The sequence below is a fragment of the Wolbachia endosymbiont (group A) of Eristalinus aeneus genome (assembly GCF_964026915.1).
Taxonomy (GTDB): domain Bacteria; phylum Pseudomonadota; class Alphaproteobacteria; order Rickettsiales; family Anaplasmataceae; genus Wolbachia; species Wolbachia pipientis.
In genome coordinates, this window is the sequence record NZ_OZ034712.1 from 230,447 (window position 1) to 256,365 (window position 25,919).

Consider the following 25,919-nt stretch of genomic DNA (forward strand, 5'->3'; position numbering starts at 1 on the left):
TAATATGCCAAATAGTGGAAAGTTTACAATAGAGTTTAAAGTGAAGGTGATGGAATTAGCCAAAATAATTAGGTATACCAGTAGCAAGTTTGATGGTTCTAATACTAACATGAATGAAGTAGGAATACAAGACTAGAGTTGGGGAATAAGTGGTTAATGTACTATCCATATTAAACTTACAGTATGTATCTTTGATATGGAAGGCTGAATAGGAGGATTAGTCATGGTAGTAATCTATGTAATTCTATGTGCAATCTTTATAGCTATTTTAGACAGTTCATTAGACTCTTAATTAGGGGATATGTCTAACTTAGGAGAGGTTTTCATAAGTTAGAAATATTATGTTTTTTCCTTGAGTTGCAAAATTTCAGAATGAGAAAAACCTGTAGTTTGTGATATGATATCAGTAGAGACACCTGCTTTAAGTAGTTTTTTTGCCACAGCTATTTTAGCCTGTTTTTCGCCCTCTTCCCTGCCTTCCGCTCTACCTTTTTCATGGCCGATTTGGATGCCTTCTTCTCTACCTTCTTGTCTACCTTTTTGAGTAGCATCATCGAGTTTTTGAGCGAGGATAGCCTTTTCATCAAGAATACGCTTAATTTCTTGTTCATAGGCAATAAATTCTTTTTCTGACCAGTTGAACCTATTTAGTTCTTCATATGCTCTTTTAATTATTAGATCACTTCCTATTATTCTCTCTAGCTCTTCTTCACTAGTTTCGTCTGCATATCTAAAGAAGTAGACCCATTTTTCAACTATACTTGCAAGCTGATCTTCTTTAGTTTTTGGAAATTTAGGCAACTCAATAAATATAAAGTAAAAATCTTTTAGATCATGTTCGTTAGTCTCTTCATCTCGAATAGTATGCTTTGACTTATACTCAGACTTATCAGGAAATAAAATACAATCTGCTATAGCAATAAAGATAATTTCTTTAAGATCATGGTATTGATCACCTTTATCAGCTTGTCTTGAATAGGCTTTAGCAGCATAGTATTGGGCACGTTTTTCAAAGCCCTTAGTTTTAGCGACCTGGTCAGGTAAGGAAGCAGTATTACTACTACCCCCTCCCTTAGAAACGCAGCATGCAGGTTTCCCAACACTACGCTTGAGCCCCTTATCTAAGTTCTTCTTTTCTAGAACCGGCTTGTCCTTCATGATTCCTCAGGAAACATCATTCTTAATGGTGACACCAACAGTAGAGAACCTTCTCTTGAGAAAGAGCTTGCTAACATTCTTGTTCGTTTCACTCTCTCATCAAAATACTTTTTCCATTTTAAGTCAAGGGGATTTGCATCCGCTCTGATTTTAACATGTCGTCTGATAGGTATATCAATCAGCTTAAGCAGTCTTAAATACCGTATCTCTTTTGGTTTGTTCTTGCATATGGGTGCAGCAAAAACCCATTGGCGTTGACCCATTACTTTGAAGTAACGATTCTTTATCCAACGTAATCCTTTACGAGGATGTCTTTTCTTTGCCCATTTCCATAAACTATGCCAAATTTCATTGTCGATCTTTCTAAACGCTTTTTTAGCACACACATGGTGATAGTAATTTCCCCATCCTCTCAGTAGAGAATTGAGTGACTTAATTACTATAGCCTGAGTGTTCGCTATATTTGCTTTTATCAATGTACGTGCTTTATTCAGAAGTCTTTTAATACTTTCTTTCGAAGGTTTAATAATTAACTTCTTATTATATCTACGTACATTACAACCAAGAAAGTCAAACCCTGTTGTGATAGATGTAATCTTTGTCTTCTCTTCTGATAGAATTAAACCTCGCTCATGAAGAAAAGATGATACTAAAGGCTTAACTTCATTTTCCAGTACTTCATGTGTGAAACCTGAAATAATAAAGTCGTCTGCGTACCTGATTACATTCACTCCACTTCTGATTTTTCCTCTTCTTTTGCTACCTAATTTACCAAAGCGACTTTCTAATAACTGTTCAAGACCATCTAAGGTAAAGTTAGCTAGTATTGGAGAAATTATACTTCCTTGCGGAGTGCCAGCAGTTGTGGGATACAGAGTTTTCGATTCTAGGAAACCAGCTTTTAACCATCTATGAAGAATTTTCTTCTCCATAGGAATATGCTTCATGAGCCATTCATGGTTAATGTTATCAAAACAACCTTTGATATCACCTTCGAGTATCCATTGTAGTTGATTACGACTTGCCAGTAATAAGTGGCAAGCCACAGTAGCGTCTGCGCAGGATCTTTTAGGTCTAAAGCCGTAAGAGTGACGATCACTGATTGTTTCAGCTACCGGTTCCAACGCGAGCAGATACAATGCTTGCATCGCTCTATCTTTTATCGTGGGTATACCAAGAGGCCTTCTTTTGCCATTAGATTTACTGATATAAATTCGTTTGAGCGGAGAAGGTTTATATCCTCTTTGTTTTAGCAGCTTTATTCCTTGAAATTTAGCATTGCAAGTTGACCATAGTTGACGATCTACACCTGCTGTGGTTTTTCCTTGGTTTTCAGTTACTCTCTTAACAGCCAAAGCTTTTCCGCTAAAAGAGCGTGTGAGAAGATGTTGTAAAGCTTTTACCTTACCCCATCTTCCTTCTTGGACAGCCTTAACAATACGTCTTTGTAGCCTCACAATAACTTTCTGGCATTTCTTCCATGGCAATTGCTTCCATGCTTCAAAGCTTTCGGTAGATGCACTTACAGGTTTACTTGTAATCATCTGCTTTCCTACCTTAAGTGGTTAACAAAGTTTCTTGTCACGAGGGACCAAATGGAAGTCTGCTCGTTTTCACGAGAATTAATGTTACAAATTCTATCCATTTCGTTACAAAATGGCATTCGCTTTCTCCATTCTCCTTTACCTGCACTTCCATCAGCATTCCTTGCGGTTTGCTTGCCATGTAGGCGAAAATACAGGCTTACCCTGTTTCTCCAGTCATACAACAGTGGGTTAGGTGGCTTCTCTATACCGGTGGAATTGTTATTTGCGTACATCCAGAGATGAAAAATGTATCTTATCCACATTACCTTTTGGTCAGAGCTTATCAGCATCTTTAGCTCTTTCATCGTATCGGTACTTATAAAGCTTCACTTACGTTCACCATACCACTAAGCCTAGCCCTCCAACCACATGATGCTTGCAGTTTATGCCTCTCTCACGATTGAGCATCTTCTTTTTCAAGAGGAGGTTCATTGTCCGCATCGCTTGGCACCAACCGGTTGCCCGATTCGCACTGATGCGTAGACTCAGATGGCAAAACATCTGGTTTAATAAGTTTTAGAATCCTTTCAGTTTCTTTCTGAATGAATTCCTCTCCTTTTAAACAATATGACCGAAGACTTTCAGGTCGCACCATCTCAATTATATACCTGTTCCCACTAGAATCCCTGCAAAGAACATCAACAATGCTTTGTTTATCAGAAGCAATTTCAGGGTCCATAATGGTGCTTAAGAATTCTACTTCTTGTATAGTGTTGACTTCAGTACATCCTAAAATATCGTTTAAAAAATGGATAAGAATATTCTTATTTTTTTCAGTGCCAAAGATTTTCTTAAATGTTAAATCTAACTTTGGATCGAGAAATTTAGAAAGAGCCATAGTAAAAATACTGAGAAAAGATTAATAATTATACACTATTATTAACAACTATTCAACCATATTTTTAAGTATAGCTATACCGCCGCGGCGCTAACACGTAGCGGGATGACGAGGTTATCGTCATACCACCGCAAACCGTCATACCGCCGCGGCGCTAACAAGAGATCCCGCTAACACGTAGCGGGATGACGATTGTCGTTTAGCCATAAATACTTAAGAAATTTACCAAACGAAAAAAAAGGCAAAAGAAGCCCCGTGGTTGGCTAATTACTTACATTATACTTTCAAGTATGGCGTTTTTTTATTCTAAATGCTTAATAATCGCGATTCAGTTGCTTTTAAACCGCAACTAATCTAAATTAGAAACATTAAGAAATTTACTAAACAGAAAAAAAGGCAAAAGAAACCCTAGGGTAGCTAGTTATTCACTATCTATTTTTTAAGTTGGCGTTTTTTTATGTTTTAAACGCTTTATAAGCGCGTTTCAGCTTATGTAGGTAGAAGTTTGATAAAGACATAAGGTGCACATAGTGCAAAAAATTAAACATGAGACGCCAGATACGTGAGTTTTTTTGTCATTTAATCTGTACAGAGAAGATAAATAAATAGCTTCAATTTTATGATAAGAGGGCTGGCGGAGTTTGTCAAGCAAGTTTTTTGTTTCTGCGAGCTACTACCCTTTCTTGGTGGACTAAAATCACAACAGCTGCAGAACCTAAATTGCTTCATACTACACCTTTCCCCTTTCCCCTGAAACTAAAATCTATATACTTAACTTTAGAAACTTTAAAATAAGATGCGATCTAATATTAGGCAGTTATTTTACTATATAAAGCCTAATCTATCTTATTTCATCATAGCTTTTATTGCAGTTTTATTTTCAGCCTTAACGATCCTCCTCTTTGGCAGAGGCTTAAGCAATATAATTGATTCTGGCACAGAGCACGATTTTACTACCAAACTATTAGTTGCAATACTTATAGTTTTAGCCATTTCTCTCACTGCATTTACTCGGTTATATTTCATTGGCATTGGCAGCGAGAAAGTTATCGCAAGAATCAGATATGACTTATATAGCAGTATCACTAACTTGCAACCAAGTTTCTTTGAGAACACAGGCGTACAAGATGTTATCTCAGCGTTAGTTACTGATACATCTGTGTTGCAATCAATAATAAACAGCAGCTTACTAACCATATTACGAAATTTTGTGATTCTGATTGGCAGTGTTGCTATGTTATTATATACAAATATACAACTAACTGCGTATGCAGCCGCAATAATACCTATACTACTCATTATCATGACCTCACTTGGAAAAAAAGTGCGTAGCTATGCACGCTTTGCTCAGGATAAATTAAGTGAGCTTGCGTCATTTAGTGAGGAAAATTTTAGATCTATAGTGACTATCAAATCGTTTGTACTCGAGGAAAACGAAAAAATCCGTTTTAAGGAACATTTAAACTCAGTATCAAAATCATACGTAAAATTAGTACTCTTGCGTGCTATTTTAGTAACTCTAGTTATCACGTGTGTGATAGGTTCACTAGTTGTTTTGCTCTTTTTTGGTATTAAAGAAGTCTTAAGCAATAATATAACTATTGGAGAACTCTCCTCATTTGTGTTTTATTCAGCGCTTGCGGCAGGAGCTATAAATAATTTGAGCGATAATATCAGTGATTTACAACGAGGTCTTGGAATAGTAGAGCGTTTATTTGAATTTAAAAATATGAAAAGCTCTATAGTAGATGCCGATGATCCTATAAAAATTTATAGTGTTCAAAAAGGAATTTCGTTTAATGGTGTAACATTTTTTTATGAATCTCAGCTTGATAAGCCAGCGTTAAACAATGTATCGTTTTCTATAGAGGCAGGTCAAGCAGTATCAATTGTTGGACCATCTGGCAGTGGTAAAAGCACCATTTTAAAGCTTCTGCTCCGTTTTCATGATCCAAACAAAGGTAGCATTACTATCGATGGGCACAATATTAAGTCAATTGCGCTAAATGACCTCAGATCGTTGTTTGGCTTAGTGCCACAAGATCACATGATATTCTCTTGCTCAATAATGGAAAATATACTATATGGCAAACCAGGTGCCGAATATGAGGAAGTGAAGCAAGCAGCCATCAGCGCTTATGCGATGGAATTTATTGATAAGCTGCCTGATAAATTTGATACATTTGTAGGAAAAAGAGGATTAAAACTTTCTGAAGGACAAAAACAGCGTATTATAATAGCAAGAGCCATACTCAAAAACCCTCAGGTTTTAATACTGGATGAAGCAACCTCTGCCCTTGATTACAAAAGTGAGAACCTCGTGCAAAAAGCCTTGAGCAAGTTAATGCAAAACAGAACAACAATCGTAATTACACACAGGCTATCAACCGCACTCAAGACTGACAAGATTATAGTAATTAATCATGGGAAAGTAGAAGAAGTAGGAACTCATGACTCTCTAATAAGTAAAGACGGGCTGTATGCAAAACTGGCGAAGATACAGTGGAATTGAAAGAAAATTTAAATCATACCGTTAGTTGATATGCTAGATTTATAATTAAAATTATTAAATTTTTAATTTTATTATTTTATAATGGTTCCATAGTTATCCGGAAATTTCGTGATCTGTAGTTTCTTTCATTCACGTTATATTCATAGCTTGTTCTATCTTAATGTAATTCCAATTTTGACTGTATAGGAGGTCTCTATGTTAAAACATAACTATAGTGATAAAATCAATAATCGCTATTCATATACTAACAAATTTTCTTATAGTGATGAGGGTGTAGACGAGACGATCAAGGATAAAATCACAACTGAAGATCAGGTGGTAACTGAAGATCAGGTAGTAACTGATGATGTTGAAGAGCCTGATGCTGGTAATGATGGTTACAGTGAAGGTATGGCTTTCTCTTACCATGGTTACGGCAACGACTTAATATAAACTCTGATCCAGGAAGATAAAATAGTTAAGATAAACCTTCAACTAGCCCCACTTATTCACTATACTGCTATAGATTTTATAGCAATATAGTGAATGAACATTTTTAAGCAGATTTCCTCTCTAATCTTTAGTAAATTGAATGAGTTGAAACAAAGGGGTGTTATAAGCACAAGTGCAGCAAACTTTATCATAGAGCCTCCAAGCAATAGAGTCCATGGAGACATTTACACAAACGTTGCTATGGTGCTCGCAAAGCATGAAAAGAAGAATCCCATTGAAATTGCAGAGGTTTTAGCCAAAGAATTTGAACTTTTTGATGAAGTTGCAAAAGTGGAAATAGCGGGCCCTGGTTTCATCAACATACACTTAAAAATAAAAGTATGGCATGGGATTTTAAAACAAATAAATGAGCTAAAAACAGAGTTTGGCACCCTAGATATAGGGAACAATCAGGCCATCAATGTTGAATTTGTATCTGCAAATCCAACTGGTCCACTGCATATTGGTCATGCAAGAGGGGCAGTATTTGGTGACGTTCTGGCAAATTTATTGAAAAAAGTTGGTTATAAAGTTACTAAGGAATACTATATTAACGATGCTGGAGCGCAGATAGATACACTAATAAAGTCAGTATATCTGCGGTACAAAGAAGCTCTGGGAGAAAAAATCAGTATAGAAAAAGGTTTATACCCAGGTGAATATTTAAAACCGATAGGGGAGGAGCTGGCTAAAAAATATGGCAAGGAGCTTCTAAAAAAGCAAGATAATCAAATAATTAGGGAATATACTTTAAGTTTTATCTTAGAACTCATAAAGGAAGACATGAACTTGCTTGGAGTAAATCATGATGTTTTTACTTCAGAGTATGAGCTACAAAAAAGTGGCAAAATTGAAGAGAGTATAAAGATATTGTCTGACAAGGGTCTAGTGTATGAAGGGTACCTGGAGAAACCAAAAGGCAAAGAAAGCGAAAATTGGACTTCCAGAAAAGAGATGCTATTTCGCTCTACAAAATTTGGTGATGACGTTGACCGTGCATTGAAGAAAGAGGACGGCAGTTGGACTTATTTTGCCTCGGATATTGCTTACCATTTTGATAAGATATCACGTGGTTTTAACAATATGATCGTAGAGCTTGGTAGTGACCACGGCGGTTATGTCAAAAGACTCAAAGCAGTCGTCTCTGCGCTCAGTGATGATCAAGCAAAAATAGAGGTAAAACTGCATAATATTGTGAATTTTTTCGAGAACGGCAAACCTGTTAAGATGTCCAAAAGATCAGGAAACTTCCTCACAGCAAGAGATGTAGTGGAAGAAGTTGGCAGGGACATAACTCGTTTTATAATGCTAACACGCAAGAATGATATGGTCTTGGACTTTGATTTTGCTAAAGTTAAAGAACAGTCAAAAGACAACCCTATTTTTTACGTGCAATATGCGCATGCTCGTGCTCATTCGTTAATGCGTAATGCTCCAAAAGAGCTCCCAACAGCAGATCCTTCACTTTTAAGGACAGGTGGAGAGCTCTTCCTCATAAAAACCTTAGCAAAGTGGCCAGATGTGGTAGAAATTGCAGCAAGGCTTTGTGAGCCACACAGAATTACTTTCTACTTACTTGAAGTTGCAGAAGCGTTTCACGTTTTATGGGGGTATGGCAAGAGTGATTTAAACATGCGTTTCATACTGGAAGACAACTTAAACCTCACCGCTGCAAGAATGTTTCTCGTGCAGGCCTTAGCACACGTCATCGCTTCTGGACTTTCTATCTTTAATATAGAGCCGTTAGAAGAAATGAGTTGATTTTTTTTTGTTACAATATGTAATGATCAAAATATAGTACTTCCCAAAGTAAATGATAAAGGTATAATAAGCTATTTGAGTTATAATGGCGTATAGTGTGGATTTAAGGGAAAGGGCAGTATCGATGATAGAAAAAGGGAAGTCAAAGGTTGAGGTGGCAGAGCTTTTGGAGATAGGAATAGCAACTCTGTACCGCTGGTTAAGAAAGAAAGCCGCTGGTGAAAGCCTAAGGCCATCGAAAAACGGCAGCTTTATTCGAAAAATAGACCCAAAAATACTCGAAGAATATGTTAAAAAGAATCCAGATCATACGCTGGCAGAGATGAAACAAAATCTTGGATTTGGAATAAATTCAATTTGGTATAGGCTGAAACAGCTAAGAATTACTTTAAAAAAAAGTTACACTATATCAAGAGCGCAATCAAGAAGATAGGCAGCGATTTACCGATAAAATCTCAAAAATAGACCATTCCAGCATCTTATATATAGATGAAGCAGGAGTTGATAATAGGTTATACCGAGAGTATGGACGTGCTCCAATAGGAAAGAAAATTTATGCAGATATTCCAGGAAGAAAACGAGAGAGAATCAGTATAATAGGCGGGTGGATTGGAAAGAGATTTATTGCACCAATGACTTTCAAAGGTGGGTGTGACAAAGAGGTATTCAATACATGGTTAGAGAAGATGTTATTACCTAAATTGCCACATGGTACTACAATAGTTATGGACAATGCCACATTCCATAAAACTCCCAAAACAAAGGAGTTAATAGATAATGCTAGATGCCGTTTGCTCTATCTACCAACATATTCACCAGATTTGAACCCTATAGAGCATTGTTGGAATACCATCAAAAGCCGCCTCAGACCTTTAATGCATAAATATACAGACTTACAACTTTTGGTTGGTAATACCATAATGGAAATTTATCATTCATTTTAGAAAATACTATAGGAGGTTGTCCGGAAATAAGTAAAAGGCTATAATATCTGAAATTTTAGTACGGGGTAAAGATGAGAAAAAAGTATCCAACAGATCTAAGCGAAAGGGAATGGGCAAGAATAGAAAAACACTTCAGAGTATCATACAAGAAAGGAGGAAGGCCGCCAAAGTATAGCAAAAGAGAAATATTAGAAGCAATTTTCTATGTATTGCGTACAGGGTGTCAATGGCGGTATTTACCAAATGATTTTCCGCTATGGAAGACTGTGTATGAGCAGTTCAGGCAATGGAAGAAGCAGGGAATTTTTGAGAAAATGAATTATGAAATTACAAAATATAGTAGAAGAAAAATAGGAAGGAATGAGCAGCCGAGTGCCTGTATAGTAGATAGTCAATCTGTAAAGACTACAGAAAAGGGAGGATCAAAGGCTATGATGGAAGTAAAAAAGTAAAGGGTAGAAAAAGGCATATAATTACAGACACTCAGGGTTTTATACTAGGTTGTTACGTAGGCGCTGCTAACGAAAATGATAGAGATGGTATTAAAATAGCATTAAACAATATGAGAACAAAATATACTAAAGTTAAAAAAATGTGGGCTGACATGGGATACCAAGGAAGAAATTTAAAGAATCACATAAAGGAAGAATATGACATAGATATTGAAATTGTTAAAAGGCCTCCATGTAGATTTTGGGTGCACAAAGATACGCCACCTGAGCTACTACCAACAAGAGAACAAGGGTTTAAAGTACAGCCAAGAAGATGGGTTGTAGAAAGGACTTTTGCTTGGGTTAATAGGAATAGAAGGCTATCGAAGGAGTATGATTTACTCACAACATCCACTGAGAATTTCATATACCTAGCTATGAGTAGGGTTATGTTAAAGAGGGAATATGCTTGAATTTACTAGTTTCCGGACAACCTCTAACTTTAAAATCATAGAAAATACTGTCGAAAAAGCTTGTTCGTGTAAAACTCAACACAATGGATTTTCTGAAAAGTTTTCGAGTATATTGCATTTTTAATTTGTAAGATAAGATCTTTTCCTTTTTGCATGCCTCACCTAAAAAAGACACATTTTAAACTTTTTTGTTGCAATAAAATAGAAACAAAAGTGCTGTCCCTTGCACTCTTTGGATAATTTAATGATAAAAAATTTGGAGAGAAATTTTATACACTATCGCTGATATTTTTCCTTAAGTTGACGCCATTGCCTGAACGGATACATGACAAATCTATCGTTTATCAAATCGTCGGTAAGCCTAAAGCTATAGCCATTAAGCACGATAAAGAAAATCATTCATAATCGCTATAGCAACTAGTGTAGACACTTGACGTTCCTTGTGATTTGATAAATAGAGGTTTTTATCTGACTTCACAACAAGGGCTTCTGGATGACTTTGAAAGTGAACATTACCATGCTTATCTTCAATAGCCTCTATTACCCCCTCACTGGAAAATGCTGCAACTTTATATCCAAGTGACTCCAATTTTCTTCTATTTTCTGGTGTATTACCTACTGCTCCTGAATGAGCATCTGGAAAATATGTTGAAAACCAGCCATTTTCATTAGGTATTAGGAATTTGGCTACTACTTCTGCTAAACGACTATTTGGAACGATCTTTATCTGCTGGAGAGGTACATCCTCTTTCTGTGGATTAGGTGCTGATTTTAAATGAGATCTTTGCTTCTCTTCATCACTCACAACACTCACTACTTCAATTCCCTTTGCATTCATTATGCCTTCACATATGCCAAGTAAATGAATTGCAGGGTTATCATCAACTATTTTTACAATTGCTTCAGTAACAAGCTGGCGATAAGGAGTGGGTGCTGAATGTAAATTATCCGGAATAAATATCCTATTTATTTTGTGCTCTTTAATGAATTGTGCAACTTCAACTTTTATTCGTTCTAATGTTAGCTTTTTTGCCAATGTTTTATCTTGTTTTGCGAGATTAAGTGACTCTGTCTGAATTTTTTTAAGGCTAATTATCTTATTATAATCAATCAGTACAGTCTTAACCACAAAGTTATTAAACATCTCATAGATATTTTGAGATAGCCCAAGTTCATGTGCTTCTTCCGTTTTCAACAAACCAACAACTACGTCATTATTTACTGTATTTTCTGCCGTCAAGACAGTTGACACTGGTTCTTCTTTTCTGGTTACATGTTGAGATGCCGGTTTTTCACTAACGCCAGCATAAGTAATATTGCTTAATAATAGAACTATAATTAATAAGATATTAAATATTCTGCTATAATATCTATACATATAGTTTACCCTCTCAACACTTATATCAATATCATAACATATTATAGAACGTTTTACAACAAAAAGGTAAATTTGGTAAGAAAGAGAAGGTGGCCTGAGCAGGAATCGAACCAGCGACACAAGGATTTTCAGTCCTTTGCTCTACCAACTGAGCTATCAGGCCAACTGTATACTTTTATTTTTAGATAAAAAATGTTATTATGTCTATCAAAAGTTTTTAAAGTAGTTTATAAAAATAAAGGATGAACATTAATGACAAAATAGGAATCTACCCTGGCACATTTGACCCTATAACTTTTGGGCATATTGACATAATCAAAAGAGCGTGTAAACTAGTCGATAAATTAATAATAGGAGTTGCAGAAAACGTTAATAAGCATACTGCCTTTGACACAAAGCTACGCACAAGCATGGCTGAAAATGAAATCAAAGGACTAGGAATTGATGCAGATGTTATATCTTTTAATGGGTTGCTAGTGAAGTTTGCCAAAGAGCAGAATGCTTCTGTTATTATTAGAGGATTAAGAGCAGTGTCGGATTTTGATTACGAGTTTCAAATGAGTTGGGTAAATTATAAACTTCTTCCTGAAATCGAAACCATATTTCTTCCTGCTTCTGAAGATACTCAATTTATCTCATCAAGCTTTGTAAAGGAAATAGCAAGATTAGGAGAAGATGTTAGCAAATTTGTATCAAAAGGTGTTCAAAACGAATTGATTAACCTGAATAGGATAAAAAATGGAGAATAGTGCTTGTTGTTTTTTATTTCTGAATGGGTATATTCAATATATAAAATGTTATAAGCTAAAGGAGCAGCATGTCAAAAGTGAGGGTTAATAATAGAAAAGTTTGTTGTCATGGTGATGAGAATGATGAGGGTTCTGGCCATCCATTAATATATTTAGATATGGGAGAAGAAGAGGAAATAGCCTGCCCTTATTGTGAAAAGACGTTTGTCCATGACTGTACTGTGGAAGCGGTTGGGGAGCTGACTAGGGATGAGCTCTAATGGCACTTCTGCAGACTTAGCTTATGTAAATAGCAATAAGAGGGGCAGTAAAAATGAAACTGTCCATACGGTCGAGCACTCCCCCATGGCCAGGTATCATATTTCCACTATCTTTAACACCGTAAGCTCTTTTAACAAGCGACTCAGTGAAATCGCCAAGTTGCGCTAGAATAGCAATTGCAAGGCCAATGATTGGAGAATAAAAAATTGAAAATAGACCAAAAAATATTGATCCAAAAATTGTACACACTACTCCAGCTAAAATCGCACCAAGAAGTCCTGTCCAAGTTTTTCCAGGGCTAAGAATTGGGCAAATTTTAGCTCCACCAAAATTCTTACCAAATAGGTAGGCAGTAACGTCAATTCCCCAAATGGTTAAGACGAACCATACTAATGCGTATTTTCCCTGTGGTAGATTATATAAATATATTAATGAGGCGCTTGGTAGTGCAATCAATAATAATGCAAAAACGTATAAAATTTTATTTCCTTGGGTTAGATTATACCATTCAAAAGAAGATAAAACTGCTATTGAAAAAATCAATAGGTAAAACGATAAATCACTAAAATATGTAGCAAAGGAAAATATGAATAATATTACTATTGAGGACAACATTCTAATTATAAAATTATTATCTACCATATTTTTTCTCTCTTTTTGTATAATCTTCTAATGCTTTACTCAAATCTTGACAAGAAAAATCAGGCCATAAAGTATCACAAAAATACAATTCAGCATAAGCTGCTTGCCATAATAAAAAGTTGCTTAACCTTTTTTCGCCGCCAGTGCGAATTAATAAATCCAATTTTGGCAAATCTTTAGTATACAGAAATTTTTCAAATTCCTCTTCTGATACATAAGCAATATTTTCTTTTATAATATTGCTTATAGCTTGTGTAATTTCTTGCTTTGCTCCGTAACTGACTGCCAAAGTGAGTAATAAACCATCGTTCTTATGTGTCATTTCTTCTGCTTTTTTAATTTGATCCAATATTTTACTGGATAACAGACTTAAATTGCCAATAAAATTCAACTTAATGTTACAGTTGCAAATGAAATTGACTTTATCTTCATTAGTTAAAACGGAGTAAAATAAATCAAATAGACAGTCAGTTTCGTTTTTGGGTCTAAGCCAATTCTCCATAGAGAATGCATACAAAGTTAAGTAGGGTATGGTTAGGTCCGTACAATACTTGGCAATATCGTATGCAACTTCACTGCCCTTTTTATAACCATCAATTTTTACTCTTCCTTGATTGTTTGCCCATCTACCATTACCATCCATAATAATTGCTAAATGTTTCGGTAAAGATTCTTGATTCAACATTTAAATTTAACCTAATTTTGACTTGAGTGAAATTTTTTGGATTTCAATGGACACCTGGAAGGTGTCAGCTACTTGCATGACAGGAAGAGAGTTACTGTAGTGACACCAATAGTTGATACTTGAATGCAAAATTGGTGTCATCCCAGTGCTCCGACACTGGGATCCAGGAAATTTGATTTCAAACAAGTGCATCAGATAGTTGTATAGTAAAGACTGGATTCCAGTGTCAAGCACTGGAATGACATCATTTGCTATGTAAGCTTTCTCCATATCATTTAGTGATTCAGTATATCCTTTTCTTTGATGGACAATTCACCATCAATTTTTTTTATATTATTATCAGTAATATTTTGTATTTCCTTTTTAGCACCATGAAAATCATCTTCTGAGATTTCTTTATTTTCCTTCATTTTTTCTGTTTCTTCCATAATATCTCTACGTATATTTCTAATGGCAATCCGTGCATTTTCAGCAAACTGATGCAATAATTTCACTAATTTTTCACGGGTTTCTTGTGTCAAGTCCGGAAGAGCTATACGTATGGTGCTACCCTCGACAACAGGATTTAAATTCAGGTTAGCATTTAATATAGCGTTTTTCACTTCACCTACAACACTAATGTCCCAAACTTTAATTGATAGGGTTTTGTTATCTATAACCGAAACACCTGCAACCTGATTTAACTTTTGATGTCCACCATAGATATTTACAACTATACCATCAAGCAACGATGCGCTAGCTCTACCAGTGCGTACGCCTTTAATATCATCATGAAAGGACTGAATAGTTTTTAGCATTCTTTCTTTTGTTTTAGCTTTTATTTCATTTAACATAAATTACCTAATGTTTACAATCTGAAACTATAGTATAAGTACCTTGACCCTTAATAATATTGACTATTTTTTCTCCCTTCAAAGAAAAAACTATAATGGGAATAGAATTCTCACGAGCAAGTGAAATTGCTGATGCATCCATAACTTTTAAATCACGAGTCAACAAATCCGTGTAAGAAAGCTTATCATACATTACAGCATCCTCATTTTTTTTCGGATCAGCGGAGTATACACCACTTACTTGCGTACCCTTTAGAATAACATCACAATTCATTTCAACAGCACGTAAAGCCGCAGCTGTATCTGTAGTAAAAAATGGGTTGCCTGTGCCTGCTGCAAAAATTACCACTCTACCTTTTTCTAAATGACGAATAGCTTTCCTTCTTATGTAAGGCTCACATACAGTGGCCATGGGTATTGCAGATAATACCCTCGAAGCTACTAAATTTTTTTCTAAAAAGTTTTGTAAAATTAAAGCATTGATTATAGTTGCAAGCATTCCAATATAATCACTGCTTGCTCTTTCACAACCACTTAAAGACGCAGATGTGCCACGAAAGATATTACCACCACCAACAACAATACATACCTGAACTCCAAGATTACAAACTTCAACTATGCCTTTAGATAACTCACCTATAGTCTCCATATCGTGACCAAATTGCTTTGATCCCATCAAAGCCTCACCAGAGATTTTAAATAACACTCTGGAATATTTTATTTCGCTTTTTTCATTTGTTGAGGGAAACATTTTTTACCATTTAGTTTGCACCACCCAAAACAAGTAACTTGTAATTAGAGAGTTTAACAGCACTCAACTCGCTTGATTTTATAAAATCAGAAACTTTCATTTTATCATCCTTTATGAACTTTTGTTCTAGTAAAACAACTTCTTCATAGTACTTAGCCATTCGTCCATCTACTATTTTTTTTGCTACTTCTTCAGGTTTATTTAAGCCCCTCACTTGCTCTTCAATTATAGAACGTTCATTTTTCAACTTCATTTGATCTAAATCATCTATAGACAAAGCTTCAGGCTTCATAGCAACTACATGCATAGCTATTTGTTTCCCAATCTCTTGTAGCTTCGCCTTATCACCAGATGATTGCAATGCAATTAAAGCACCAATCTTACCTAAGCCACACACATCACCATGTACGTAGCCAGCAATAACTCCATCCTTAGCTTCTAAGTAACAAAGCTTGCTTAACTCTAGCTTCTCACCAAGAACTGACGTACCATTCATAATAGCTTCCTGCACTGTGCCAATGCTTTCATACTTGGCATTTTTTAACTCATCAACGCTAGTACAGCGTTCTTGATGAGCAATTGATGCTAAATTTGAAACTAACTCTATAAATTTCTCGTTCCTTGCAACAAAATCTGTTTCGCAATTGAGTTCAACCAATGCACCATAATTTTCAGTCAAACACATAGCAACGAGTCCATCTGAAGCTATTCTATCAGATTTTTTGTCAGCTTTAGCAAGACCTATTGTACGTAACTTATCAACGGCTTTCTTGATGTCACCATCACATTCTTCCAATGCTTTTTTACAGTCACTTAAGCCAAGCCCTGTTCTATCACGTAATTCTCTTATATCATCTGGATTCATCTTCATTTGTTACTACCTCCCTTTCTTCTTCTTTGTAAACTTTACTACGTCTCCTTTTAGTTTGCACAATACCATCTTCTTTTTCTTGAATAAACTCATCACCCCTTATATCATCAATCTTAACTCCAGATTTTGCTAGACTAGACTCTATTCCAGCTAATATAGAGTCGGTAGCTAATTTACAATAGAGCTCTATTGATTTTCTTGAGTCATCATTTCCAGGTATTAGATAAGTAATACCATCTGGATCAGAATTAGTATCAAGTATTGCAACTATTGGAATTCCTAACTTCTTAGCCTCCTTAACCGCTATATGCTCTTTATTAGTATCAATGATGAATAAGATATCAGGAATTGCTCCCATTTCTCTAATACCGCCAAGCGCCTTATCAAGCTTTTGCTTTTTCTTTTCAATGTTTCCCAATTCTTTCTTTGTTAAAATGCTATCCTCGTCATTTAATATTTTCTCATATTGCATCAAGGTTTTTATCGAAGAAGAAACAGTGCCCCAATTAGTAAGCATACCACCAAGCCAACGATGATTCACATAATATTGACCACAACGAATCGCTTCACTTGCAATAATATCAAAAGCTTGAAACTTTGTACCAACAAATAGAATGCGACCACCTTGAAATGCAACGTCATATAAAGCCTTCATGGCCACCTGTAGCAATGGTAGTGTTTTTCGCAAATCAATTATATGTATACGATTTTCTTGATGCACTCCATATATGTATGGAGCCATTTTTGCGTTCCAGCGACTAATTTTGTGACCAAAATGTACACCAGATTCAGCTAAATCACGCACAGTGACTTTAGGCAAATTTGTCATATATCATTCCTCCAAATAGTTTATCTTCCATGGCATAACCCTAATGGGACTACTTGTACAAGCCATGTGTGAAATTAAATTATTTACATAGTAATAGAAAAGACAGCAAAGCGCAAACAAAAAATATTGACAAAGGGCAACATGTTTATTAGCTTTAAAGTTGAAGCCCGAAAACGCTAAAAAGAAATTAGGGGGGTGTAGCTCAGTCGGTTAGAGCGCATGCCTGTCACGCATGAGGTCGTGAGTTCAAGTCTCATCACTCCCGCCATATTAGTTTTAGCATAACTTAGAATTCGCAGTATTATTGCCGGTATTGAGAAACGCCTTCACCAAACTTGACATGGCATGGTATTGTAATTAATACTTAAATAGGTTTGTTTTTATCATTAACAATTAGGATTAAATATGCTCATTTCTGAAGTTTTTGCAGCAGATGCAACTAGCAATACATCAAGTATCGGCGCATCTTTTGCTAGTTTTACTCCATTGATTTTAATATTTGTGGTATTTTATTTTCTCATTATTCGCCCGCAACAAAAAAAACTAAAAGAACATAGAAAGATGATAGATCAAATAAAACGTGGTGATACAGTCATTACTTCTGGTGGAATAATAGGTGAAGTTAACAAGGTTGATGGAGCAAATGCACAATTTATAATAGAAATAGCACCAAAAGTCGAGATAAAAGTCCTAAAGTCCGCTATATCTGAGGTTTTAAGCAAAGAAACTCAAAAAGTAGCAGCTAAACCAATTAAAAAGGTAAAATCGAAAGAATGATAAAAAGAATATAAATCAACCAGTAATAAAGGCAAAAATGCTTAACATGTTTAGAAAAAAGTTTGTTTGGTGATCCATTTGTGTGCGGAATATTTGGTGTAGTAAGTAGTGGTGATTCAGTAATACCAACCTTACTAACTGGGTTACAAAAATTGGAATATAGGGGATATGATTCCTCAGGTATAGCAATCATAAATAACGAAGGTAAGATAGAAGTCAAAAAATCAGAAGGTAAAGTCGAAAGGTTATGTGAAGTTGTTGATGACAGCAAGATGTCTCACAGTACAGTTGGTATAGCACATACTCGCTGGGCTACACATGGAGTCCCAGGCCTTAAAAATGCTCACCCCATTCGTACAAATAACGTTGTTGTTGCTCATAACGGCATAATTGAGAATTACAATCTGCTAAAAAAGGGCCTAGAAGAAAGGGGCATGTCATTCCATACTGACACTGACACAGAGATCATACCAAACATGCTAACCTTATATCTCGATGAAGGATTGTCGCCAGTTGATTCTCTATTTAAGTGTTTAAACAACCTACACGGCTCATTTGCCTTGGTCTTATTATTTGCAGAATATCCAGACGCCTTATTTGTTGCGAAGAGAAATTTGCCTTTAGCAATAGGCTATAACTGTAACACAGTGTTTGCTGCATCTGACTCTAATGCTTTAAGTGCATTTGTGGAAAGAATATCGCATTTGGAAGATGATGACATTGCAGTGATAAAATCTAGTGGAGTTAGTATATACAACAATGGTACACAAGTTAAACGCAGTATAGAAAATAGTAGTCCAAGTGATTTTCTAATTAGCAAAAATGGTTACCCTAGCTTCATGCTAAAGGAGATTTTTGAGCAACCGCGTGCATTAAACAAAACAATAAATCAATTTTACAAGCAATATAAAGAGGTAATATTTGCTAACAAAAAATTGTTTTCTGAGCTGAGTTACATTACTATAGTTGGATGCGGGTCATCTTATTTTGCTGGGCTAATAGCAAAGTATTGGCTGGAAAATGTCGCTCAAGTTCGAGTATATCTAGAAACCTCATCAGAATTTAGGTATAGCAACGTCAAGCTGGAAGAAGGCAGCATTGGGTTATTTATCTCTCAATCTGGCGAAACTGCAGATACCATAGAAGCGCTGCGTTATGCGAAATCACAGAAGCAAACAATCATAAGTATAACTAATACATTTAGCAGCAGCATTGAAAAGATCTCAGATATTGTGTTACATACTCTTGCTGGGCCAGAAATTGGTGTTGCTTCAACAAAAACCTTTTCTGCGCAACTTGCAACTTTAGCATGCTTTGCCGTGGAGCTTGGAAAAATAAAAGGTATACTGGGTGGAGAGAGAATAAAACAGCTAAGCAACGCTATTAACTCTATTCCCAAGTATGTTGAGCATGTTTTAAATGTGATGAAAATACAACATATATCAGGCAGCATATTAGAACACAATAACGTTATTTTAATTGGCAGAGGAAGTTCATACGGAGTTGCAATGGAAGGTGCATTGAAGATAAAAGAGCTTTCATACATCAATACAATTGGTATTGCAGCGGGAGAAATGAAGCACGGTTCTATTGCTTTAATAGACTCTACTGTGCTTGTTATAGCAATTATCCCTTATGATGATTTATTCTTTAAAACGCTATCTAATATACAAGAGATTATTGCAAGAAAAGGCAAAGTAATTGCCTTCAGTGATAAACAAGGAGCGCCATTCCTAAGGGGAGTTTGCGCAGATGTGGTGCAACTTCCAGACACTGATAATTTTATCTCTCCAATCATCTACAGTGTTGCTATGCAATTCCTTGCTTACTTTACTGCAGCAAAAAAAGGGTTAGATGCAGATTGTCCAAGAAATTTAGCTAAGTCTGTCACGGTTGAGTAGTCCATTTAAAGTTAAAGCTAAACTTCTAATAAGGTAACCAGACTGCATTCTGTGATTTTTAGCAAAACACGATACACAATCGTCATTCCGCTACTAAGAGGTTGTCCGGAAACTAGTAAATTCAAGCATATTCCCTCTTTAACATAACCCTACTCATAGCTAGGTATATGAAATTCTCAGTGGATGTTGTGAGTAAATCATACTCCTTCGATAGCCTTCTATTCCTATTAACCCAAGCAAAAGTCCTTTCTACAACCCATCTTCTTGGCTGTACTTTAAACCCTTGTTCTCTTGTTGGTAGAGGTTGTCCGGAAATAAGTAAAAGGCTATAATATCTGAAATTTTAGTACGGGGTAAAGATGAGAAAAAAGTATCCAACAGATCTAAGCGAAAGGGAATGGGCAAGAATAGAAAAACACTTCAGAGTATCATACAAGAAAGGAGGAAGGCCGCCAAAGTATAGCAAAAGAGAAATATTAGAAGCAATTTTCTATGTATTGCGTACAGGGTGTCAATGGCGGTATTTACCAAATGATTTTCCGCTATGGAAGACTGTGTATGAGCAGTTCAGGCAATGGAAGAAGCAGGGAATTTTTGAGAAAATGAATTATGAAATTACAAAATATAGTAGAAGAAAAATAGGAAGGAATGAGCAGCCGAGTGCCTGTATAGTAGATAGTCAATCTGTAAAGACTACAGAAAAGGGGGGATCAAAGGCTATGATGGAAGTAAAAAAGTAAAGGGTAGAAAAAGGCATATAATTACAGACACTCAGGGTTTTATACTAGGTTGTTACGTAGGCGCTGCTAACGAAAATGATAGAGATGGTATTAAAATAGCATTAAACAATATGAGAACAAAATATACTAAAGTTAAAAAAATGTGGGCTGACATGGGATACCAAGGAAGAAATTTAAAGAATCACATAAAGGAAGAATATGACATAGATATTGAAATTGTTAAAAGGCCTCCATGTAGATTTTGGGTGCACAAAGATACGCCACCTGAGCTACTACCAACAAGAGAACAAGGGTTTAAAGTACAGCCAAGAAGATGGGTTGTAGAAAGGACTTTTGCTTGGGTTAATAGGAATAGAAGGCTATCGAAGGAGTATGATTTACTCACAACATCCACTGAGAATTTCATATACCTAGCTATGAGTAGGGTTATGTTAAAGAGGGAATATGCTTGAATTTACTAGTTTCCGGACAACCTCGTATAGTATTTTCTAAAATGAATGATAAATTTCCATTATGGTATTACCAACCAAAAGTTGTAAGTCTGTATATTTATGCATTAAAGGTCTGAGGCGGCTTTTGATGGTATTCCAACAATGCTCTATAGGGTTCAAATCTGGTGAATATGTTGGTAGATAGAGCAAACGGCATCTAGCATTATCTATTAACTCCTTTGTTTTGGGAGTTTTATGGAATGTGGCATTGTCCATAACTATTGTAGTACCATGTGGCAATTTAGGTAATAACATCTTCTCTAACCATGTATTGAATACCTCTTTGTCACACCCACCTTTGAAAGTCATTGGTGCAATAAATCTCTTTCCAATCCACCCGCCTATTATACTGATTCTCTCTCGTTTTCTTCCTGGAATATCTGCATAAATTTTCTTTCCTATTGGAGCACGTCCATACTCTCGGTATAACCTATTATCAACTCCTGCTTCATCTATATATAAGATGCTGGAATGGTCTATTTTTGAGATTTTATCGGTAAATCGCTGCCTATCTTCTTGATTGCGCTCTTGATATAGTGTAACTTTTTTTTAAAGTAATTCTTAGCTGTTTCAGCCTATACCAAATTGAATTTATTCCAAATCCAAGATTTTGTTTCATCTCTGCCAGCGTATGATCTGGATTCTTTTTAACATATTCTTCGAGTATTTTTGGGTCTATTTTTCGAATAAAGCTGCCGTTTTTCGATGGCCTTAGGCTTTCACCAGCGGCTTTCTTTCTTAACCAGCGGTACAGAGTTGCTATTCCTATCTCCAAAAGCTCTGCCACCTCAACCTTTGACTTCCCTTTTTCTATCATCGATACTGCCCTTTCCCTTAAATCCACACTATACGCCATTATAACTCAAATAGCTTATTATACCTTTATCATTTACTTTGGGAAGTACTATAGTATAAAACCCTGAGTGTCTGTAATTATATGCCTTTTTCTACCCTTTACTTTTTTACTTCCATCATAGCCTTTGATCCCCCCTTTTCTGTAGTCTTTACAGATTGACTATCTACTATACAGGCACTCGGCTGCTCATTCCTTCCTATTTTTCTTCTACTATATTTTGTAATTTCATAATTCATTTTCTCAAAAATTCCCTGCTTCTTCCATTGCCTGAACTGCTCATACACAGTCTTCCATAGCGGAAAATCATTTGGTAAATACCGCCATTGACACCCTGTACGCAATACATAGAAAATTGCTTCTAATATTTCTCTTTTGCTATACTTTGGCGGCCTTCCTCCTTTCTTGTATGATACTCTGAAGTGTTTTTCTATTCTTGCCCATTCCCTTTCGCTTAGATCTGTTGGATACTTTTTTCTCATCTTTACCCCGTACTAAAATTTCAGATATTATAGCCTTTTACTTATTTCCGGACAACCTCTAAACAATATGAGAACAAAATATACTAAAGTTAAAAAAATGTGGGCTGACATGGGATACCAAGGAAGAAATTTAAAGAATCACATAAAGGAAGAATATGACATAGATATTGAAATTGTTAAAAGGCCTCCATGTAGATTTTGGGTGCACAAAGATACGCCACCTGAGCTACTACCAACAAGAGAACAAGGGTTTAAAGTACAGCCAAGAAGATGGGTTGTAGAAAGGACTTTTGCTTGGGTTAATAGGAATAGAAGGCTATCGAAGGAGTATGATTTACTCACAACATCCACTGAGAATTTCATATACCTAGCTATGAGTAGGGTTATGTTAAAGAGGGAATATGCTTGAATTTACTAGTTTCCGGACAACCTCTAAGTGGTGGTGCAATTATTGGAGCAGCTATAGCATACCTTGCAGGAGCTGCCACTTTAGCTCCTGCTATTGTTGCTGTTGCAGTATTTATTGCAGCCACTGTTGTTGGTGCACTGGTGGGTTATGGTATTGGAAAATCTTGTGAAAAGGTCAGTGAAGAAAGGCAAAAGGATCGCCATATGAGCATAGGTACTGTGATTAAGAATGTCCTTACTCCTGAGTGTTTAAAATCACAATCGCAAGTTCATCCATAAGGTAGGCATTTAGTATTGACTTTACAACAATAGTCACTTTAAATTAGTAACTATTGTTGCAGTTAAAGTATCAATGCCTTTTTTCTTTTATTTTTTTGCAATTCTCAGCATTTTATCTGCTGTATGCGTAATTAGTGTAAGAAATCCTGTGCATGCAGTATTATTTTTAATTTTCACCTTCGTTAACTCTGCAGTTCTTTTCATTCTCCTTGGAGCTGAGTTCATTGCTATGATGGTGATGATAGTATACATCGGTGCGGTTGCGGTGTTGTTCCTCTTTGTAGTTATGATGCTCGATATTGACTACATAAGGTTGCGCCAGGGTTTTGCAAAGCATTGCACTCTTGGTGCTATGTTGTGTGTTGTGTTTTTTCTAGTCATCAGCTTTGTAATCCGCAGCTCAGCACCGAATATAAGCAATGTTATAAACTATAATACCAATAATGTGAAAGCTATTGGTAATTTGCTGTATACCGACTACATGTACGCTTTTCATCTTTCTGGTATTCTGCTGCTTGTTGCAATTGTCGGTGCAATTGCTCTTACTTTGCAGGACAAGAAAAAAGGAGTTAAAAAACAGAATGTATTAAAGCAATTGACACAATCTTCATCTGTAAAATTGATTAAGGCTAAATTTGGAAAAGGAGTAGAATGGAAATAGGATTAAATCACTTTTTGATAGTTGCTGCTGTTTTGTTCACTATTGGAGTGTGCGGTATTTTCATCAACCGTAAGAGCATAATCAATATATTGTTATCAATAGAAATATTATTGCTGGCAATTAATATCAACTTAGTTGCTTTTTCTGCCTTTATGAATGATATAGTTGGGCAAATTTTTGTGATGTTTGTGTTGACTGTTGCGGCAGCAGAGTCAGGAGTTGGGCTTGCAATATTGGTTGTATGTTATAGAAGCCGTGGCAATATAGATGTTGAACAAGCAAATTTAATGAAAGAATGAAAGTATGATGGATATACTGAAATTAATAGTATTTTTGCCACTTTTTGGTTCGCTATTTGCAGCACTTTTTAGAAAAAGTCAGTTAGTTACAACGGCAGGGATTGGAATATCTGCAGTTTTATCTTGGTATGTTTTTCTCACCTTCTCTGAAAATTATCACTTGAGTTTATTTCCTTTGTTTTCATTGAGCATCTTAAAAGTAAATTGGGCAATTAGTGTGGATGCTCTCTCATCCTTAATGCTTATTGTTATTACCACCGTTTCACTGGTAGTACATCTCTACTCTATCGGTTATATGGAGCATGATAAGGGGAAGTCGAGGTTTTTTTCTTACCTATCGCTATTTACGTTTTGCATGATTGTGCTGGTTGTAAGCGATAATTTCGTGCAGCTTTTTTTTGGCTGGGAAGGGGTTGGCCTATGTTCTTATTTACTCATAGGATTTTGGTTCCAAAAATATTCTGCAAATAATGCAGCAATTAAAGCATTTGTTGTGAATAGGGTAGGAGACTTTGCACTATTGATTGGAATCTTTCTTATTTATTATACATTTCACTCTTTGAATTTTACTGAAGTTTTTGACACAACTGATCTTCTTGGCACGCAGAACATTAGGGCATTCTGCTGTGAATTCAAAGTAACTCATATAATATGCATATTACTTTTTATTGGCTGTATGGGTAAATCTGCACAGCTTGGTTTACATGTTTGGTTGCCAGATGCAATGGAAGGGCCAACTCCTGTTTCTGCACTTATTCACGCAGCAACGATGGTAACAGCAGGTATATTTTTAGTAGCAAAGTGTTCTCCATTGTTTGAGTTATCAAATGTGGCACGAGAATTAATAGTTATCGTTGGAGCACTCACTGCTTTTTTTGCAGCCACCGTTGCAATTACTCAGAACGATATAAAGAAAATAATTGCTTATTCAACCTGCAGTCAACTTGGTTATATGTTCATGGCATGTGGGCTTTCTGCTTACAATGTTGCTATTTTTCATTTAATGACACACGCTTTTTTTAAAGCTCTACTATTTCTTGGTGCTGGCAATGTGATTCATGCAATGCATCATGAGCAAAACATTCAGAAAATGGGAAATTGCTGGAAGAAAATCCCTTGCACTTACGCTCTCATGTGGATTGGATCTCTTGCGCTTTCTGGGATATTCCCATTTGCAGGTTTTTATTCAAAGGATTTGATAATTGAACATGCTTATAGCACGGATAGCTTTGCTTTTGTAATAAGCTTAGTTGTTGCATTCTTCACAGCGTTTTACTCTTGGAGGTTATTGCTTCTTGTGTTCCACAGCCAAAAACAAAGTAAAATTAATATATATGAGGCACCAAAGATTATGCTTATACCATTACTGATACTCGCTTTTGGATCAGTATTTTCTGGAATATGGGGAGCAAATATTTTGAACATAACTAGTAATGCGTTTTGGAAATCAAGTTTAGTGATGATTGATGAGCATGGAGTTCATAATTTCTTTATAAAACTACTGCCAACCTTAACAAGCCTAAGTGGAATAGCACTTGCGTACCTAATTTACCAATATCAAGTAATTAGGCAAATTAAGAGTAAATTTTTACTTAAGTTTTTGCAGAATAAATGGTACTTTGATGAGGTGTATGAGTTTGTTATAATTGCACCGATAAGGTTTATATCTAGGCTTCTATGGAAGTTTGATGTTAAGGCTATTGATTCATTTGGACCAAATGGTGTTGTAAGGTTGGTTAATGAATGTTCAAAAAGTTCTATAAAGTTACAAACTGGTTATATATTTGATTATGCATTTATTATGTTTGTTACTTTAATAATCGGTGCTTTATATATTATTGGAATTAAATAGAAG

At 35.7% G+C, this 25,919-nt stretch carries 26 protein-coding genes, 2 tRNA genes and 7 pseudogenes; 18 read left to right on the forward strand and 17 right to left on the reverse strand.

Annotated elements, in window-relative coordinates; translation table 11 throughout:
• Nucleotides 1–4: 4 nt before the first annotated feature.
• The gene (locus AAGD62_RS01155; protein ID WP_265032115.1) at nt 5–136 is read left to right on the forward strand and encodes a hypothetical protein; all 132 of its coding nucleotides are present in this window, start codon (nt 5–7) and stop codon (nt 134–136) included.
• A 203-nt stretch (nt 137–339) separates the two neighbouring features.
• On the opposite strand, the gene AAGD62_RS01160 is transcribed toward AAGD62_RS01155, so the two are convergent.
• From AAGD62_RS01160 to AAGD62_RS01170, 3 genes and pseudogenes are all read right to left on the reverse strand, one after another.
• Nucleotides 340–1,158, reverse strand: coding sequence for an Rpn family recombination-promoting nuclease/putative transposase (locus AAGD62_RS01160; RefSeq protein ID WP_213863500.1), 819 nt, complete (start codon nt 1,156–1,158; stop codon nt 340–342).
• Nucleotides 1,155–2,702, reverse strand: a complete 1,548-nt coding sequence (gene ltrA / locus AAGD62_RS01165) for a group II intron reverse transcriptase/maturase (RefSeq protein ID WP_341812753.1) — start codon at nt 2,700–2,702, stop codon at nt 1,155–1,157. The genes AAGD62_RS01160 and ltrA overlap by 4 nt, the downstream gene beginning before the upstream one ends.
• Before the next feature lie 634 nt (nt 2,703–3,336).
• Nucleotides 3,337–3,582: pseudogene (locus AAGD62_RS01170) on the reverse strand (PD-(D/E)XK nuclease family transposase); the annotation flags it as partial.
• 796 nt (nt 3,583–4,378) lie between these two features.
• On the opposite strand from AAGD62_RS01170, the gene AAGD62_RS01175 reads away from it, so the two are divergent.
• The 6 genes and pseudogenes from AAGD62_RS01175 to AAGD62_RS01200 all read left to right on the forward strand — a co-directional run bounded on the left by AAGD62_RS01175 (nt 4,379) and on the right by AAGD62_RS01200 (nt 10,174).
• Complete coding sequence (locus tag AAGD62_RS01175) at nt 4,379–6,094, forward strand: ABC transporter ATP-binding protein (protein WP_155968537.1); 1,716 nt, start codon at nt 4,379–4,381, stop codon at nt 6,092–6,094.
• Nucleotides 6,095–6,289: 195 nt separating this feature from the next.
• On the forward strand, nt 6,290–6,526 hold the full coding sequence (locus AAGD62_RS01180; protein ID WP_155968535.1) for a hypothetical protein: 237 nt from the start codon (nt 6,290–6,292) through the stop codon (nt 6,524–6,526).
• Nucleotides 6,527–6,619: 93 nt separating this feature from the next.
• Nucleotides 6,620–8,326: an arginine--tRNA ligase gene (gene argS / locus AAGD62_RS01185; protein ID WP_155968533.1), complete on the forward strand. Its 1,707-nt coding sequence runs from the start codon at nt 6,620–6,622 to the stop codon at nt 8,324–8,326.
• 85 nt (nt 8,327–8,411) lie between these two features.
• Nucleotides 8,412–8,759 carry an IS630 transposase-related protein gene (locus AAGD62_RS01190; protein ID WP_155968342.1) on the forward strand — a complete coding sequence of 116 codons (348 nt, stop codon included), beginning with the start codon at nt 8,412–8,414 and terminating at the stop codon, nt 8,757–8,759.
• Between the two features lie 28 nt (nt 8,760–8,787).
• Nucleotides 8,788–9,270 carry an IS630 family transposase gene (locus AAGD62_RS01195; RefSeq protein ID WP_231115908.1) on the forward strand — a complete coding sequence of 161 codons (483 nt, stop codon included), beginning with the start codon at nt 8,788–8,790 and terminating at the stop codon, nt 9,268–9,270.
• A gap of 71 nt (nt 9,271–9,341) precedes the next feature.
• A pseudogene (locus AAGD62_RS01200) lies at nt 9,342–10,174 on the forward strand (IS5 family transposase).
• 24 nt (nt 10,175–10,198) lie between these two features.
• Here the strand turns inward: AAGD62_RS01200 and AAGD62_RS06815 are convergent.
• The 3 genes and pseudogenes from AAGD62_RS06815 to AAGD62_RS01215 form a co-directional block, all read right to left on the reverse strand.
• A pseudogene (locus AAGD62_RS06815) lies at nt 10,199–10,329 on the reverse strand (IS4 family transposase); the annotation flags it as partial.
• A gap of 221 nt (nt 10,330–10,550) precedes the next feature.
• Nucleotides 10,551–11,414 carry a gamma-glutamyl-gamma-aminobutyrate hydrolase family protein gene (locus AAGD62_RS01210; RefSeq protein ID WP_155969558.1) on the reverse strand — a complete coding sequence of 288 codons (864 nt, stop codon included), beginning with the start codon at nt 11,412–11,414 and terminating at the stop codon, nt 10,551–10,553.
• Nucleotides 11,415–11,642: 228 nt separating this feature from the next.
• Nucleotides 11,643–11,715 (reverse strand) — tRNA-Phe (locus AAGD62_RS01215).
• Nucleotides 11,716–11,794: 79 nt separating this feature from the next.
• Here AAGD62_RS01215 and coaD point away from each other — a divergent pair.
• Nucleotides 11,795–12,301 (forward strand): pantetheine-phosphate adenylyltransferase, encoded by a 507-nt coding sequence (gene coaD / locus AAGD62_RS01220; RefSeq protein ID WP_015589048.1) that lies wholly within the window; start codon nt 11,795–11,797, stop codon nt 12,299–12,301.
• 68 nt (nt 12,302–12,369) lie between these two features.
• Nucleotides 12,370–12,561 carry a zinc-finger domain-containing protein gene (locus tag AAGD62_RS01225; protein ID WP_006279326.1) on the forward strand — a complete coding sequence of 64 codons (192 nt, stop codon included), beginning with the start codon at nt 12,370–12,372 and terminating at the stop codon, nt 12,559–12,561.
• Nucleotides 12,562–12,577: 16 nt separating this feature from the next.
• Here AAGD62_RS01225 and AAGD62_RS01230 read toward each other — a convergent pair whose 3' ends face one another.
• From AAGD62_RS01230 to rpsB, 7 genes are read right to left on the reverse strand one after another with little or no spacing between them, the layout of a single operon-like run.
• The gene (locus AAGD62_RS01230) at nt 12,578–13,204 is read right to left on the reverse strand and encodes a phosphatidate cytidylyltransferase (protein ID WP_015589049.1); all 627 of its coding nucleotides are present in this window, start codon (nt 13,202–13,204) and stop codon (nt 12,578–12,580) included.
• Nucleotides 13,194–13,889 carry a polyprenyl diphosphate synthase gene (gene uppS, locus AAGD62_RS01235; protein WP_155968565.1) on the reverse strand — a complete coding sequence of 232 codons (696 nt, stop codon included), beginning with the start codon at nt 13,887–13,889 and terminating at the stop codon, nt 13,194–13,196. The genes AAGD62_RS01230 and uppS overlap by 11 nt, the downstream gene beginning before the upstream one ends.
• Before the next feature lie 6 nt (nt 13,890–13,895).
• Nucleotides 13,896–14,159: a hypothetical protein gene (locus tag AAGD62_RS06820; protein ID WP_039964055.1), complete on the reverse strand. Its 264-nt coding sequence runs from the start codon at nt 14,157–14,159 to the stop codon at nt 13,896–13,898.
• A 5-nt stretch (nt 14,160–14,164) separates the two neighbouring features.
• Nucleotides 14,165–14,722, reverse strand: coding sequence for a ribosome recycling factor (gene frr / locus AAGD62_RS01245; RefSeq protein WP_155968563.1), 558 nt, complete (start codon nt 14,720–14,722; stop codon nt 14,165–14,167).
• A 7-nt stretch (nt 14,723–14,729) separates the two neighbouring features.
• Nucleotides 14,730–15,473 (reverse strand): UMP kinase, encoded by a 744-nt coding sequence (gene pyrH, locus AAGD62_RS01250; protein ID WP_155968561.1) that lies wholly within the window; start codon nt 15,471–15,473, stop codon nt 14,730–14,732.
• 10 nt (nt 15,474–15,483) lie between these two features.
• Nucleotides 15,484–16,344 (reverse strand): translation elongation factor Ts, encoded by an 861-nt coding sequence (gene tsf, locus AAGD62_RS01255; RefSeq protein WP_155968559.1) that lies wholly within the window; start codon nt 16,342–16,344, stop codon nt 15,484–15,486.
• Entirely contained in the window at nt 16,325–17,173 is an 849-nt protein-coding gene (gene rpsB, locus AAGD62_RS01260) for a 30S ribosomal protein S2 (protein ID WP_010962661.1), read from the reverse strand. The genes tsf and rpsB overlap by 20 nt, the downstream gene beginning before the upstream one ends.
• Before the next feature lie 191 nt (nt 17,174–17,364).
• Here rpsB and AAGD62_RS01265 point away from each other — a divergent pair.
• The 3 genes from AAGD62_RS01265 (at nt 17,365) to glmS (ending at nt 19,851) form a co-directional block, all read left to right on the forward strand.
• A tRNA-Asp gene (locus tag AAGD62_RS01265) sits at nt 17,365–17,441 on the forward strand.
• Nucleotides 17,442–17,578: 137 nt separating this feature from the next.
• Nucleotides 17,579–17,950, forward strand: coding sequence for a preprotein translocase subunit YajC (yajC, locus tag AAGD62_RS01270; protein ID WP_155968557.1), 372 nt, complete (start codon nt 17,579–17,581; stop codon nt 17,948–17,950).
• Nucleotides 17,951–18,030: 80 nt separating this feature from the next.
• The gene (glmS, locus tag AAGD62_RS01275) at nt 18,031–19,851 is read left to right on the forward strand and encodes a glutamine--fructose-6-phosphate transaminase (isomerizing) (protein WP_155969556.1); all 1,821 of its coding nucleotides are present in this window, start codon (nt 18,031–18,033) and stop codon (nt 19,849–19,851) included.
• 121 nt (nt 19,852–19,972) lie between these two features.
• Here glmS and AAGD62_RS01280 read toward each other — a convergent pair.
• Nucleotides 19,973–20,152: pseudogene (locus AAGD62_RS01280) on the reverse strand (transposase); the annotation flags it as partial.
• A gap of 58 nt (nt 20,153–20,210) precedes the next feature.
• Here AAGD62_RS01280 and AAGD62_RS01285 point away from each other — a divergent pair.
• Nucleotides 20,211–21,043 (forward strand): annotated as a pseudogene (locus AAGD62_RS01285) (IS5 family transposase).
• A gap of 36 nt (nt 21,044–21,079) precedes the next feature.
• Here the strand turns inward: AAGD62_RS01285 and AAGD62_RS01290 are convergent.
• The 3 genes and pseudogenes from AAGD62_RS01290 to AAGD62_RS01300 form a co-directional block, all read right to left on the reverse strand.
• On the reverse strand, nt 21,080–21,571 hold the full coding sequence (locus AAGD62_RS01290) for an IS630 family transposase (protein WP_155968340.1): 492 nt from the start codon (nt 21,569–21,571) through the stop codon (nt 21,080–21,082).
• Between the two features lie 19 nt (nt 21,572–21,590).
• Nucleotides 21,591–21,938: an IS630 transposase-related protein gene (locus tag AAGD62_RS01295; RefSeq protein ID WP_155968342.1), complete on the reverse strand. Its 348-nt coding sequence runs from the start codon at nt 21,936–21,938 to the stop codon at nt 21,591–21,593.
• Nucleotides 21,939–21,989: 51 nt separating this feature from the next.
• A pseudogene (locus tag AAGD62_RS01300) lies at nt 21,990–22,417 on the reverse strand (IS5-like element ISWpi1 family transposase); the annotation flags it as partial.
• Between the two features lie 58 nt (nt 22,418–22,475).
• Here AAGD62_RS01300 and AAGD62_RS01305 point away from each other — a divergent pair.
• The 5 genes and pseudogenes from AAGD62_RS01305 to nuoL form a co-directional block, all read left to right on the forward strand.
• Nucleotides 22,476–22,826 (forward strand): annotated as a pseudogene (locus tag AAGD62_RS01305) (IS5-like element ISWpi1 family transposase); the annotation flags it as partial.
• Complete coding sequence (locus AAGD62_RS01310; protein ID WP_155969441.1) at nt 22,823–23,104, forward strand: hypothetical protein; 282 nt, start codon at nt 22,823–22,825, stop codon at nt 23,102–23,104. The pseudogene AAGD62_RS01305 and the gene AAGD62_RS01310, both read left to right, overlap by 4 nt.
• A 73-nt stretch (nt 23,105–23,177) precedes the next feature.
• Nucleotides 23,178–23,765: an NADH-quinone oxidoreductase subunit J gene (locus AAGD62_RS01315; protein WP_006279581.1), complete on the forward strand. Its 588-nt coding sequence runs from the start codon at nt 23,178–23,180 to the stop codon at nt 23,763–23,765.
• Nucleotides 23,756–24,064: an NADH-quinone oxidoreductase subunit NuoK gene (nuoK, locus tag AAGD62_RS01320; RefSeq protein ID WP_341812754.1), complete on the forward strand. Its 309-nt coding sequence runs from the start codon at nt 23,756–23,758 to the stop codon at nt 24,062–24,064. Before AAGD62_RS01315 ends, nuoK begins: the two co-directional genes overlap by 10 nt.
• 4 nt (nt 24,065–24,068) lie before the next feature.
• Nucleotides 24,069–25,916 (forward strand): NADH-quinone oxidoreductase subunit L, encoded by a 1,848-nt coding sequence (gene nuoL, locus AAGD62_RS01325; RefSeq protein ID WP_155969443.1) that lies wholly within the window; start codon nt 24,069–24,071, stop codon nt 25,914–25,916.
• The last annotated feature ends 3 nt before the right edge of the window (nt 25,917–25,919 follow it).